Consider the following 13,210-nt stretch of genomic DNA (forward strand, 5'->3'; position numbering starts at 1 on the left):
CCAGGACAGGAGGGAGCGGTGATGGACGGGACGCAGCAGGTGCTCGTAGTGGGGGGCGGCCCGGTGGGGCTGGCCCTGGCGGGCGAGCTGGGCTGGCGTGGCATCCGCTGCACGCTGATCGAGAAGGGCGACGGGCGCGTCGTCCAGCCGAAGATGGACTTCGTCGGCGTCCGGACGATGGAATTCTGCCGTCGCTGGGGCATCGTGCCCTGGGTCCACGAAGCAGGCTACAACCGCGCCTATCCGCAGGACTGCGCCTGGGTCTCCTCCCTCAACGGCTACGAGTTCGGGCGGGAGGTCTTCGCGCCCCTGAAGGACGAACCGAGGTTGCCGCAGAGCACCTACTCCCGCGGCGAGCGCTGCCCGCAGAACTTCTTCGATCCCGTTCTCTCCCGCTTCGCGAGCAGCTTCCCCACGGTGGCGATCCGGCGCGAGACCGAGCTGCTGGGCTTCGAGGATGACGGCACCCGCGTGACCGCCCGGCTCAAGGATCTTCGCAGCGGGGCCGAGGACACAGTCGAGGCCGCATACCTCGTCGGCTGCGACGGCGGGGCCAGCACGGTCCGGGAAGCGCTGGGCATCCCCATGCAGGGCTCGCCCGTCCTCACCTACACGACGAACTGCATCTTCCGCTGCGAGAAGCTGGAGGCACTGCACGACAAGAAGCCGGGCTACCGCTTCATCTTCATCGGGCCCGAGGGGACCTGGGCCACGATGGTGGCCATCAACGGCCGCGATCAGTGGCGCTTCTCCCTCGTCGGGGACGACACGCGGCGCCAGCCGGACGAGGCGGAGATGCGGGCTGCCATCGTCAAGGCCGTGGGGCGGGAATTCAACTTCGAGATCCTCTCCATCATGCCCTGGGTCCGCCGGCAGCTCGTGGCCGACGAGTACGGCAAGGGCCGCGTCTTCATCGCCGGCGATGCGGCGCACCTCACCTCGCCCACGGGGGGGTTCGGGATGAACATGGGCATCCAAGACTCCGTAGATCTCGGCTGGAAGCTGGAAGCCGTGCTGAAGGGCTGGGGTGGTCCCGAGCTACTGCAGTCCTACGAGGTGGAACGACGGCCTGTAGCCATTCGCAACGTCAACGAGGCAACGGGTAATCTCAAGCGCATGCTCGCCCCGCGCGACGCAAAGCCTTCCCCTGCTGTATTCGAGCCGGGGCCTGAGGGCGACCATGCCCGCAAGGAGTTCGGCGACCGCTACACGGAAATGATGAAGCGGGAGTGGTACACCCCTGGCATCCATCTCGGCTTCGTCTACGAGGGCTCACCGATTATCGTTCCCGATGGCACGCCGCCCCCGCCGGATGAGGTCAGCACCTATACCCAGACCGCCCGGCCCGGGTCGCGCGCCCCGCATGTCTGGCTGGCCGAGGACAGGTCCACGCTGGACCTGTTCGGGCGCGGCTTCGTTCTGCTGGTCTTCGGAGAGGGCGACGCGCCGGCCCTGGCCGAGGCCGCGGAGGAGGTGGGCCTGCCTCTGAATGTCCACCACATCGACCACCGGGGGGCAGCGGAGCTATATGCCCGCCGCTTCGTGCTGGTGCGGCCCGACGGGCATGTGGCCTGGCGGTCCGACCGAGCGCCGGACGCCTCGGAGGCGGCGCGGATCGTCTCCGTGGCGCGGGGCTGCGGGGCCGGGGCCATGCGACAGGCCGCGGCCTAGGCCGGGGACTGGCCGTGCTCGTCCAGCCGCGCCTCCTCGCTGAGCGCGGCGACGAGCACGGGCAGGAGCGGCGAGGCATCGCCTCGCCGCCAGGCGATGCTGGTGACCATCCGGGCGCTGACTGCACGGAGCGGCCGGAAGGCGACGTGCGGCGGCTGGAGGGCGGTGACGGAGGCCGGCACGATAGCCACGCCGATGCCGGCCGCTACCAGTCCGATAAGGGTGTGCATGTCCTTCACTTCCTGGACGATCTGCGGCGTGCGACCCGTTTGGAGGAACACGTCAGCGATCCGCGCGGCATAGTCGGAGCCGGGGCGCTGGGTGACCACGATGAAGGGCTGCGGAAGCAGGATCTCGGGATCGAGCACCTGCTCGTTCACAAGCGGATTGTCCGCCGGTAGCGCCACAACGAAGGGCTCCTCCTGTATGACCCGGATCTCCAACTCGGGGTCGGTCACGGAACCCCGGAGCACGCCGACATCAATCTCCTCCGCCGTGAGGGCGTGCACCTGCTGCGCGACGGTCATCTCCTCGACCCGCACCGTGATTCCGGGATGGGTCTGGGCCAGGCGGCGGAGCACTCGGGGGATGAGCGCGTAGATGGTGGCGTAGACCGCGCCGATACCGATCACGCCCTGGCGGCCATCCCGGATAGCACGGACCTCGTCCGCCGCGCGGGCCGCCTGCTGCAGGATGTGCCGGGCGTGACGAACCATGGCCTCGCCCGCTGGAGTGAGTGAGACACGGCGCTTGTCGCGCAGGAACAGGGATGTGCCTAGCTCCTCCTCCAAGGCGCGGATCTGAGCGCTGAGGGGTGGCTGGGCAATTCCGACCCGAAGCGCGGCACGCGTAAAGTTAAGCTCCTCCGCCACGGCCAGGAAATAGCGGAGCTGTCGGAAGTCCAAGGCGCTGTCCCTCCTGTTTTCGAAGCCGGACTGACAGATTGGGTTGCCGGCGAGGGCAGGTAACGCGGGATAAGTTATGTTGTGGCCGCGCGAACTCGTCCAGGCATTACGGTGGTAAGCAACGCTCAGGCTGGCGCTGGTGTTGATTTGGTCCGGAATTGACATCTGCGGATGTCCGCTCTGCCGCAAATGCCGTCGGCCTATCCTAGGCGCTCGGCCACCTTCCCACGATCCGGCCCCTCGACACCCCTCCCGCACTTGCTAAGCTGGTAGGCACCACCTCGGGGGCGCGCCGCCTACCCCTGATGGGCTGGAGCACCACGATATGACCGATGCAAGCCGCCTGGCCGCCTTCGACGCCGTGCCGGTAATCGACATCGCCTCGGCGGAGGATCCGGCGCAGCGGCCCGCGCTGGCCCGCCGCATGACCCGCGCGGCGGAGGAGGTCGGGTTCATCTATATCACCGGCCACGCCAACAGCCCGCAGCAGCTCGACGCCGTGTTCGACCAGGGCCGCGCCTTCTTCGACCTGCCGGACGATGAGAAGCGTCGGGTGGACCTACGCAAGTCGCCCCATTTCCGCGGCTATCTCGGGCTGCTGGAGCGGGGGAACGACCCGACCTTCAAGGGCAACTATCTGGAGGCCTTCCACGTCGCCCAAGACCTGCCGCCGGACCACCCGGACGTGGGCGCCAGGATGCCGCTGCGCGGTCCCAACCTCTGGCCCGCCGAACCGGTGGGGTTCCGCCAGGTGGTCTACAGCTACTTTCTGAACACCTACGGCGTAGGCATCACGCTGCTGGAGCTGTTCGCCGAGGGAATGGGGCTGCCGACGGACTTCTTCACCCGCCACTACGCGCGCAGCATCGCCCAGCTGCGCCTGCTGCGCTACCCGCAGCAGGACGACCCATCTGTGGAGCTGCTGGCCCGCGCGCACCGCGACACCGGCGTGATCACCCTGCTCTACCAGGACGACACGGGCGGGCTGGAGGTGGAGAACAAGGCCGGCGAGTGGATCGCTGCGCCGCCGATGCGGGGCGCCTACATCATCAACATCGGGAACACGCTGCAGTTCTGGAGCGGCGGACGCCTGACCTCCACCAACCACCGCGTCCGCAACCGGGGCAGCGGGGCGCCGCGCTATTCCCTGCCCTTCTTCATGACGCCGGACTACGACACGGCGGTGCGGGCCATCGGGACGGAAGGGGACGCGGACGCGCCCAGCTTCCATGTCGGCGACCAGATGCTGCGGACCTATCGCCGGATCTGGCCCTCGGTGGCCTGATCCTCAGCCCAGCACGGCGGAGAGAAAGTTCCGCGTCCTCTCCTCCTGCGGGCTGGTCAGGAGCGCCTGGGATGGGCCGCTCTCCACCACGCGGCCGGCATCCATGAAGACGATGCGGTTGCCCACCTCCCGGGCGAAACCCAGTTCATGCGTAACCACCAGCATAGTGCTGCCGCTGCGCGCCAGGTCGCGCATGGCGCCCAGCACCTCGCCCACCAGTTCCGGGTCCAGGGCCGATGTCGGCTCGTCAAAGAGCATCAGCTCCGGCCGCATCGCCAGCGCCCGCGCGATGGCCACGCGCTGCTGCTGCCCGCCCGAGAGCGCCGCCGGGTAGTAGTCCTGCCGATTGAACAGGCCCACGCGGTCCAGCAGGCGCCGCGCTTCGGCCACCGCCTCGGCTCGCGGGCGGCGCAGGGCGCGGATCGGGCCCTCGATGACGTTCTCCAGCGCCGTCATGTGCGGAAACAGGTTGAAGCGCTGGAACACCATGCCCGTGCTGCGGCGCTGGCGGGCGATCTCCCGCTCCGGCAGCGGGTGCAGGCGGCCTCCGGCCTCGCGGAAGCCCAGCAACTCGCCGCCGATCCAGAGGCCGCCGGCATCGTAGCGCTCCAGCTGGTTCACGCAGCGCAGGAAGGTGGTCTTGCCGGAGCCGGAAGGGCCGATGAGGCAGACCACCTCACCCCGCGCCACCTCCAGCGTCACGTCCTCCAGCGCCCGGTGGGTGCCGAAGGACTTGCCGACCCTCCAGGCCCGGAGGAGCGGGGGCGCGCTCAACGCCGCCCCGCCGGGCGCGCCACGCCGCGGGAGACGCGCCGCTCCAGCAGCATCTGGCCGAGGGAGAGGGCGCTGACGAGCACCAGGTACCAGAAGGTGGCCACCAGCAGCAGCTCCATCACCCGGTTGTTGGCGTAGTAGATGTCCTCCGCGCTGTGCAGCAGCTCCGAGTAGCGGATGACGCTGGCGAGCGAGGTGGTCTTGATGAGGCCGATGAACTCGTTCCCGAGCGGCGGGACGATGACGCGCATGGCCTGGGGCAGGACGATGCGCCACAGGGACTGGCCGTAGGTGAGTCCGATGGACTTCGCCGCCTCGTACTGCCCTGCATCGACGGAGAGCATGCCGGCGCGCACCACCTCCGAGGTATAGGCGCCCTGGTTCAGGCCGAGGCCGAGAAGCGCGGCCAGGAAAGGCGTCATCACGTCCACCGTGCGCGCTTCCCATAGGCCGGGAATGCCCAGGGTGGGGAAGATCAGGGCGAGGTTGAACCACAGCAGCAGCTGCAGGATCACCGGCGTGCCGCGGAACAGCCAGGCGTAGAACTGCGCGGCGGAGCGGAGCACGGGGTTGGGCGAGGAGCGCGCAACGGCGGCCAGCACGCCCAGCACCACCCCCACCGCCATGGCCGCCACCGCCATCAGCACGGTGTTGAGCAGCCCTTCCAGGATGGTGCGCCAGGTCAGGTACTGCGCCACCACGGGCCAGGCGATCTGGCCCCTCGCGAAGGCACGCACGAGCAGGGCCAGGAGGAGGAGGAGCGCGGCCGCCGTGACGATGCGGCCCCAATGGACTGGGCGCACATGCGGCAGCCGCGCGATGTCGATCTCGGGCCGTAGCGCGGCGCCTGCCGGGCCGGCAGGCACGCCGCTCATCGGATCGGTTCGCCGTTCACCAGCACCCCCGGCGCGGCCGAGGCCTCCAGCTTCCACTTGGCGATCAGCGCGGCGTAGGTGCCGTCGTTGAACAGGGCCTGCAGCGCTCCGGCGAAGGCGTTGCGCAGGGCCGTGTCGGCCTTCAGGAACATGATCCCCTGGCGGAGGGTGGTGAAGGGCTCCATCACCGGGCGGAAGGTATTGGGGTTGTTGTCCATCAGGGTCGGGATCGTCTCGCTGCCCTGCACGCCGGCGTCCACGCGGCCCTGCTGCATCTCCAGCAGGATCAGCGGCGCGCGGTCCACGCCCACCACGGTGACGGCCGGGCGGCCGGCCTTCACGCAGTTCTCGTTGCTCCACTCCTCGATCGCGGCGGGGTAGGAGGTGCTGCGCACCGTGGCCACGCGCCGGCCGCAGAGGTCCTGCGGCGCGCGGATCGCGGTGTTGGAGACCATGGTGTAGAACTGCGCGCCGGACTTCAGGTAGTTGACGAAGTCGAAGGTCTCGCGGCGGGCCGGCAGGTCGCTGATGCCGCTGAGCACCATGTCGATGCGCCCGCTCTGCATTCCTGGCATGAGCTGGGGAAAGCCGCTCTCCTGCCAGTCCAGCCGCAAGCCGAGTTGCTTGGCCAGCGCCTCGCCGAGGTCGATGTCGAAGCCGACGAGGCGGCCCGTCGCGGGGTCCTTGCTCTCGAGCGGCGGGTAGGTGCCGGAGACGCCGACGCGGACCACCTTGGACTCGGCGATGCGCTGCGGCAGGGCCTGGGCGTGCGCAGCGGCCATCCCCGCGGCGAGCAGCGGCAGGGCGAGGGCCAGCCCGGCCAGCCGGGAGCGCAGGGGTCGAAAGCGCATCGTGTTCCTCGGTTCCGTGAGAAGGCGTCCGCAGGTTGTTAGCAAGAAGGATGCCTGACATTCTCGCGGTATCCGGAGTGAGAGCATGACCTTTTCCGTCGCGGCCGTCTGCCCTCGCACGGGCTCGATCGGGCAGGCACTGACCACATCCAGCATGGCGGCCACGGCGCGCGCGATGTTCATGGCGCCCGGGTGCGGGGCGATCTTCGCGCAGGCGCGGTCCGACCCGCGGCTGGGCGCGATAGGGGTGGAACGCCTCATGGCGGGGGACGATGCCGCCGCCGCACTGGCCGCCATGCGGGCGGCGGCGGGGGAGGAACGGGTCTGGCGGCAGCTTGCCGTGCTGGACGCGGCCGGCGGCACGGCGCACGAGACGGGGGAGCGATGCATCGCCTCCAAGGGCGGGCTCGTCGCGCCGGGCGTCCTCGTCGTCGGCAACGGGCTGTCGAATGACGGGGTGATCCCGGCGATCCTGGCGGGCTTCCAGGGATCGTCCCCCTCCTTGCCCCTGGTGGACCGACTGCTGGCGGCGCTGGAGGCCGGGGAGGCGGCCGGGGGCGAGCCCTGGCCGCTGCGCTCCGCCGGCGTCCGCGTGGCGCGGCCGGGCGTGCCCTTTCCCGTGCTCGACCTTCGCGTGGAACTGGACGACGCGCCGCTGGCGAAGCTGCGCTACCTCTGCGCCATGTACCGGCCACTGGAGGAGGGCTACCTACGGCGCACGCTCGATCCCGATAATGCACCTCCTGCGGCGGAGATCGAGGCGCACATCCACTAGGCTCAGGACGCACCGATTTCATTTGGCGGGGCAGCTGATGTCCGCTTTCAGGATCACGCAGGGAGAACATCGATGACCGCTGACGGCGCATAACGGCTGTCCGTTTGCTTGAACCTCCTATTTTCCCCGGCGCAGCCATGAGGCGGCGGCCTGTGATAAGCAGCGCGCCGCCGGGCGCGCCGGTCCATCAAGCCTCCACCCAGGAAATCGACCTTACCTACCCCCTCCACCCATGAACGGCGGCGGCCAGAGCCGCCAAGCGGTGATGAACTCGGATGCAGGTTGGGCATCACCGGCGAGGACCGTGCCTTAGGCGTGCGCGTGGAAAACAAGACGAGCTTGCCGGGCCTTGTCCTTTCCAAAGTAGAACACCTCGGGCGCTACTCCTCGGCACCATTCGGGTTGAGGACCGGCATTGCCCGGCATCGGAGTAGGTTCGGCGGTTCGCTAGTCACTCAGCAGAATGGCAGAGGCTGGCCGTTAGCGGAATGGCGGCTCCGTGGCGATTATGGAGCCGAAGCTGACATTGCGGGGGGCATGTCATTCGGTAGCTCGCGACCGAGATCATCGGAAGATGTTCGGGTTCTCATGGGCGGCGGTTATCCGACTGGAAAGGCTATAACTGCACCGGACTACATCGCACATGGCTCCAAGCTGCGGCAGAAGGTCTCAACTTGACCGCTTTGATGGGGCTCAGGCAACCAAGCCGTCCGACCGGCGCAGCTTGTCGATGAGCGCTCCCACCTCGGCTGCTGGAACGGGACGGCTGAAAAGGTAGCCCTGGGCATCCTGGCAACCTAGCTGACGCAGGGCGTCCAGCTGTTCGGCAGTCTCGACACCCTCGGCAGTGACAGAGAGGCCGAGGCTTCGGCTCATGCTGACCACGGCGCGGATGACGGCCTTCGCCTCCTTCCTTGCAGGCAGGCCCGTGACAAAGGAACGATCGATCTTGATCTTGTCGAAGGGGAAGCGGAGCAGATAGGCGAGCGAGGAGAAGCCCGTCCCGAAGTCGTCGAGGGCAATCCGCACTCCCAGTCGGCTCAGCTCGCGCAGGATGGTGAGGTTGGACTGATCCTCCTGCAGCAGGATGGACTCCGTGATCTCCAGCTCGAGCCGTCCCGTCGCCAGTCCCGAATCCGCGAGGGCACCAGCCACCACCTGCACCAGGCCGGGGTTCCGGAACTGGACCGGGGAGAGGTTCACAGCCACGCGGACGGCGTCGGGCCAGCGAGACGCCTCCCAGCAAGCGGTACGAAGGGCCCATTCGCCCATCCGCATGATCTGGCCGGCTTCCTCGGCCACAGGGATGAACTCTGCCGGCGAGATCATGCCCCAATCCGGATGCCGCCAGCGTAGCAATGCTTCGAGGCAGGTCACCTCACCCGTCCGGATCTCCACCAGGGGCTGGAAGTGCAGATCCAGCTCGCCCCGATCAAGGGCCGTGCGAAGGCCGACTCTCAACCTCTGCTTCCGGTGGACCGCCTCGTCCATCGCGCGTTCGAAGAAGCGGAAGGTGCCGCGTCCCTCCGCCTTCGCGCGGTAGAGGGCGATATCCGCATTCCTGACGACCTCCGCGGAACTAGCGCCCTGACCAGTGGAGACCAGGGCAATACCGATGCTCGCTCCCCCCACGGCTGACTGATCTTCGATCCGATAGTTCTCGTCCAGAACCGCATTCATCCGACGCGCAAGGGCTGCCGCATCGTCCGGTCCCCGTATCGAGGTCTGGATGATCGCGAACTCATCACCGGCTATGCGGGCCACCAAGCTGCTTTCAGGCACGCAATCGCGGAGGCGATCAGCCGCCTGCTGTAGCAACGTGTCACCCGCGGCATGGCCGAGCGTGTCGTTGACGCCTTTGAAATGGTCCAGATCGATACAGTGGAGAGCCAGGCACTCGCCTTGGTGAACGCGTGTGAGTGCCTTGTCCAGCTCCAGATAGAACAATCGGCGGTTGGCCAGATCCGTCAGTGGATCATGGTAGGCCATGAAGGCGATCTGCTGCTCGGCCAACTTGCGCTCGTGGACATCCTCGGCCGTGCCGTACCAGCGGATTATTTGGCCAGCCTTGTCACGCCGTGCGGCCGCGCGGGAGCGGAGCCAGCGGTAGCTTCCGTCCTCCAGGCGAAACCGACCCTCTACGTCGAGCGGCTGACCGGATGACACGCTCTGCATCCAACTGCTCTTGAAGTGGTGCACGTCGTCGGGATGGAGGACAGTGGCCCAGCCCATCCCGAGCGTCTCCTCAGGCCTCATGCCCGTGATCTGTTCCCAGCGCGGGCTCGTTACTATGACCTGACCGTCACCATCGGCCACCCAGGGGATCTGCGGGCTTAGTTCGATGGTGTATCGGTAGTTCTCCTCGCTCTCCCGCAGCGCCTCCTCGGCGTGCACCCGGTCGGTGACGTCCCAGGCGGTGACCAGCACGGCAGGTCGCTCGGCAAACTCAATCACGTAGGAAATCGCATCGACTAGGCGGTCGCGCCCGGACGCGTCGAGATGCCGCCATGGCCCGGACACTTTTCGCGCGGACCGGGGCTCCATGGCGGAGCGGCGCACCAGCTCGTGGTCCTGGGCCGGGCGGATATCGAGGATTGTCATGCCCAGGAAATCTTCTCGGGACCAGCCATAGACCTGGATGGCGGCGTCGTTCACCTCTAGGAAGCGCAGCGTCTCCCGGTCATAGACCCACATCGGGGCGGGGTTGCTCTGGAACAGCAGCCGGAAAGCAGCCTCCCTTTCAGCCAGCGCCGCCTCGGCGAGCTTGTGCTCGTGCACGTCCTCGACAGTGCCGTACCAGCGGGTGATCCGGCCCTGTGCGTCCCGACGCGGAGCCGCGCGGGAGCGAACCCAGCAGTAATTCCCGTCGGCCAAGCGCAGGCGGTATTCGAAGTCATAGGGTTCGCCGGATTTCAGCGAGCGGGACCACGCTGCCGAGGCGCCCGCTAGGTCGTCCGGGTGCACTGAATTCGCCCAGCCCTCGCCGCCAGGCTCGGTGGAGCCGGTGAGCGCCAGCCATCTGGAACTGGCCTCGACGGTTACGCCATCCGGTTCGGCGGTCCAGGGGATGTGCGGGCTGAGCTCGACCACGTGCCGGTAGTGGTCCTCGCTCTCGCGAAGCGCCGTTTCGGCGCGCTTTGCGTCCGTGACGTCCTGAACGATGGCAACCGCCACCTGCGGGTGGCCGGACGTGTCACGCGTTGCTGACACGTAGTTGCTCACCCACACGGACGAGCCGTCAGGTCTGACGTAGCGCTTCTCGATCGAGAAAGGCTCACCCGTCTCCACCAGGCGCCTGAAGAGGGCAATGTTCTGTGGCCGCGCATCCGTGTGGGTGATGTCCTGCATCAGGCGGCCCAGGAGCGCCTTCCGATCCCGGCCGACGATCTCGCAGAAGCGGTCGTTGACGAGCAGAAATCGCCCTTCCAGGTCGGTTTGGGCGATGCCGATCGCAGCCTGCCCGACAAGGTTGGACAGTTGCTCTCGGTGTTCCCGCAAGGCCTCCTCGGCCCGCTTGCGCTCAGTAATGTCGAGAGCGGAACATAAAGCTCCGACGATTTCCCCCTTCTTGTCGCGTGCGGGCTCAAGGGACACGAGATAGACCCGCCCCTCGCAGACCCCACCAATCTGCGTGCCCTGCAGTTCAAGATCGGCTACTGACTCGCCCTGCAGTGCCCGCCGTAGATGTGGCTCGAGTTGCACGGCAACACTCGGCACGACCTCGCCCAGTGTTCGGCCGATATCCACCTCGGCGGGCCGCCCCGTCATTTCGGCCAGCCGCCGGTTGATGCTGACGAAACACAGGTTCTTGTTAATCAGGCAGAGGCCGACTGGTATGGCATCGTATACCGTAGGAAGGATTGCGAGCTGCGGGCTAGGTTCCTGAAAGACGGTCGGGTTCGGGCTGCTACTTACAAGACGTTCATTCATCGGCCCCGGCCCCCAGGAAGCAGCTGACGCTACTTACGGAACGATCTTCAGCTATGGCGGATGACGTTGCACAACCGATGGTTGTGCCGCAAGGGCCCTGCCGGTTGGAAACGGCAGGTTCTCCAGGAAACCAAGGTCTCCCTTCTACCTGAGCGGATATCTGCTCGGTCGATCTCTCGTCTGCTTCTGGGGAGCACGTGGGGCCGCCCGAATGGGCGAGGTGGGCGCCGAGCCGACGGGCGAAGCTGGCCGATAGCAGCATGCCGCTTTCGAGAGCGTGGCCGAGGCAAGCGGGCTTCGAGACATCTTCCGACCTCGAGCGGGACCGGGCCTCGAATCCGCGATACCCGGAGCAGAGGTCCGGCGCATCTCTCGCCGGCGTGGCGTGAGTAGCCGGCCCGCGGACTGCGATCTCGCCGGTTCGGATGAGAGAGGGGCAGCATCGGAAGGGCTAGGTTCGGCAGCCATATTTACATGCGCTACCGCGGTGCCTCGACTTCCGGTGTATGGGAGCGGGACAGCCGATCTCCGCCCGAGAGGAACTCGCAGCATGGAGACCTTCCTGCCGAGCGCTCTGGACCTAGCGCGCTTCCAGTTCGCCTTCGTCGTGGTCTGGCACTTCCTTTTCCCTGCCTTCACCATCGGGCTGGCGAGCTACCTTGCCGTGCTGGAGGCACTCTGGCTCTGGACCGGGCGCGCCGTCTTTCTCGACACCTATCGCTACTGGCTGAAGATCTTCGCCGTGGCCTTCGCCATGGGCGTCGTTTCCGGGCTGGTCATGTCCTATCAGTTTGGCACCAACTGGTCCGTGCTGTCGGAGCGGGCGGGGCCGGTCATCGGTCCCCTGATGGCCTATGAGGTGCTGACGGCCTTCTTCCTGGAGGCCGGTTTCCTCGGCGTGATGCTCTTCGGCATGGAGCGGGTTGGCAAGGGCCTGCACATGCTGGCCACGGCGCTGGTGGCCACGGGAACCTTCTTCTCCGCTTTCTGGATCCTCTCCGCGAATTCCTGGCTGCACACGCCGGCCGGCTTCGAGCTGCTGTCGGATGGCCGCTTCGTGCCCGCGGACTGGTGGGCCATTATCTTCAACCCCTCCTTCCCCTTCCGCCTCGCCCACACCGTCACGGGCGCCTATCTGACGACGGCGCTGATCGTCGGCGCAGTCGGGGCCTGGCATCTGCTGCGGGAAAGGCAGGGCCGGCGGGAGAGGCACGACGCGGGAATGGAGAGCGTGGCGGATCCTGGGTGGCCGGGGCGAAGCATCCTGGAGCCCGGCACAGGCCAGCCCGCCGCGGCGCAGTCTCGTCCCGGCAGCGCCCCCACGGAGCGCGGTGAGGAGGAGAGCGAAGCCGGGCCCAACCCGCGGGCACGGCTGATGTTCTCCATGGCCATGTGGATGCTGCTGGTGGTGGCCCCGGTACAGGCCGTGCTGGGCGACCTGCACGGCACCAACACCTTCCAGCACCAGCCCGCCAAGGTAGCTGCCATGGAGGGGCATTTCGAGACTGAGCGTGGCGCGCCCTCCATCCTCTTCGGCATCCCGGACGCGGCGGAGGAGCGGACGCGGATGCAGGTCGCTATCCCCCGCCTCGCCAGCCTCTACCTGACGCATTCCTGGAACGGCGAGGTGCGCGGGCTGAAGGACATCCCGCGCGACCACTGGCCGACGAACCTTCCCCTCGTCTTCTTCGCCTTCCGCGTGATGGTGGGGCTGGGACTGCTGATGATCGCGCTCGGCCTGGCGGGCGGGGTGATGCGGTGGCGCGGGCGGCTCTACGACACGCCCTGGATGCTGCGCTGGGCCACGCTGATGGGCCCCGCGGGGCTGGTGGCAGTGACGGCGGGATGGATCGTGACGGAGGCGGGGCGGCAGCCCTTCACGGTCTACGACCATCTCCGCACGGCCGACAGCGTGTCCCCGGTCGCCGCGCCAGCCGTCGCCACCTCGCTCGCCGCCTTCATCGTCGTCTACTTCGTCGTCTTCGGGGCGGGCATCTGGTACCTGCTGAAGCTCTTCCGCCAAACGCCAAAGCCGCATGAGGGCACGCCACCCAAGGACCAGCCCATCCGAACGGCCGGCATCACCCCCGCACCATCGGTGCAGGCCGGGAGCAACCCCGGCCCCCAGCCGGCGGAGTAGAGGA

Annotated in this window: 9 protein-coding genes; 4 read left to right on the top strand and 5 right to left on the bottom strand. The window is 67.6% G+C overall.

The genetic code is table 11. The features are described from left to right. The first annotated feature begins 21 nt into the window (after positions 1-21). The gene (locus NRP21_RS22945) at positions 22-1,671 is read left to right on the top strand and encodes an FAD-dependent monooxygenase (protein WP_257718571.1); all 1,650 of its coding nucleotides are present in this window, start codon (positions 22-24) and stop codon (positions 1,669-1,671) included. On the opposite strand, the gene NRP21_RS22950 is transcribed toward NRP21_RS22945, so the two are convergent. Beyond that, positions 1,668-2,576: a LysR substrate-binding domain-containing protein gene (locus tag NRP21_RS22950; RefSeq protein ID WP_257718572.1), complete on the bottom strand. Its 909-nt coding sequence runs from the start codon at positions 2,574-2,576 to the stop codon at positions 1,668-1,670. The genes NRP21_RS22945 and NRP21_RS22950 overlap by 4 nt on opposite strands. Positions 2,577-2,901: 325 nt before the next feature. On the opposite strand from NRP21_RS22950, the gene NRP21_RS22955 reads away from it, so the two are divergent. After that, a complete protein-coding gene (locus tag NRP21_RS22955) occupies positions 2,902-3,861 on the top strand; it encodes an isopenicillin N synthase family dioxygenase (RefSeq protein ID WP_257718573.1) in 960 nt (319 codons plus the stop codon). Between the two features lie 3 nt (positions 3,862-3,864). On the opposite strand, the gene NRP21_RS22960 is transcribed toward NRP21_RS22955, so the two are convergent. From NRP21_RS22960 to NRP21_RS22970, 3 genes are read right to left on the bottom strand one after another with little or no spacing between them, the layout of a single operon-like run. Then, complete coding sequence (locus tag NRP21_RS22960; RefSeq protein ID WP_257718574.1) at positions 3,865-4,635, bottom strand: amino acid ABC transporter ATP-binding protein; 771 nt, start codon at positions 4,633-4,635, stop codon at positions 3,865-3,867. Then, positions 4,632-5,510 carry an amino acid ABC transporter permease gene (locus NRP21_RS22965; protein ID WP_257718575.1) on the bottom strand — a complete coding sequence of 293 codons (879 nt, stop codon included), beginning with the start codon at positions 5,508-5,510 and terminating at the stop codon, positions 4,632-4,634. The genes NRP21_RS22960 and NRP21_RS22965 overlap by 4 nt, the downstream gene beginning before the upstream one ends. After that, a complete protein-coding gene (locus NRP21_RS22970; protein ID WP_257718576.1) occupies positions 5,507-6,361 on the bottom strand; it encodes an ABC transporter substrate-binding protein in 855 nt (284 codons plus the stop codon). Before NRP21_RS22970 ends, NRP21_RS22965 begins: the two co-directional genes overlap by 4 nt. 85 nt (positions 6,362-6,446) lie before the next feature. Between NRP21_RS22970 and NRP21_RS22975 the strand changes: the two genes are divergently transcribed. Next, positions 6,447-7,136, top strand: coding sequence for a DUF1028 domain-containing protein (locus NRP21_RS22975; RefSeq protein ID WP_257718577.1), 690 nt, complete (start codon positions 6,447-6,449; stop codon positions 7,134-7,136). Between the two features lie 693 nt (positions 7,137-7,829). On the opposite strand, the gene NRP21_RS22980 is transcribed toward NRP21_RS22975, so the two are convergent. After that, positions 7,830-11,066, bottom strand: coding sequence for a PAS domain S-box protein (locus tag NRP21_RS22980; RefSeq protein ID WP_257718578.1), 3,237 nt, complete (start codon positions 11,064-11,066; stop codon positions 7,830-7,832). A gap of 550 nt (positions 11,067-11,616) precedes the next feature. Between NRP21_RS22980 and NRP21_RS22985 the strand changes: the two genes are divergently transcribed. Then, positions 11,617-13,206: a cytochrome ubiquinol oxidase subunit I gene (locus NRP21_RS22985; RefSeq protein ID WP_257718579.1), complete on the top strand. Its 1,590-nt coding sequence runs from the start codon at positions 11,617-11,619 to the stop codon at positions 13,204-13,206. Positions 13,207-13,210 lie beyond the last annotated feature (4 nt).

Origin of the sequence: Roseomonas populi (assembly GCF_024594815.1) — a bacterium.
In the GTDB taxonomy this organism is placed as follows: domain Bacteria; phylum Pseudomonadota; class Alphaproteobacteria; order Acetobacterales; family Acetobacteraceae; genus Roseomonas; species Roseomonas populi.

Bases quoted from the DNA above. Each gene is read 5' to 3' on its own strand.
- NRP21_RS22965 (WP_257718575.1), bottom strand. From the start codon at position 5,510: ATGAGCGGCGTGCCTGCCGGCCCGGCAGGCGCCGCGCTACGGCCCGAG.
- NRP21_RS22970 (WP_257718576.1), bottom strand. From the start codon at position 6,361: ATGCGCTTTCGACCCCTGCGCTCCCGGCTGGCCGGGCTGGCCCTCGCC.
- NRP21_RS22985 (WP_257718579.1), top strand. From the start codon at position 11,617: ATGGAGACCTTCCTGCCGAGCGCTCTGGACCTAGCGCGCTTCCAGTTC.
- NRP21_RS22945 (WP_257718571.1), top strand. From the start codon at position 22: ATGGACGGGACGCAGCAGGTGCTCGTAGTGGGGGGCGGCCCGGTGGGG.
- NRP21_RS22980 (WP_257718578.1), bottom strand. From the start codon at position 11,066: ATGAATGAACGTCTTGTAAGTAGCAGCCCGAACCCGACCGTCTTTCAG.
- NRP21_RS22955 (WP_257718573.1), top strand. From the start codon at position 2,902: ATGACCGATGCAAGCCGCCTGGCCGCCTTCGACGCCGTGCCGGTAATC.
- NRP21_RS22975 (WP_257718577.1), top strand. From the start codon at position 6,447: ATGACCTTTTCCGTCGCGGCCGTCTGCCCTCGCACGGGCTCGATCGGG.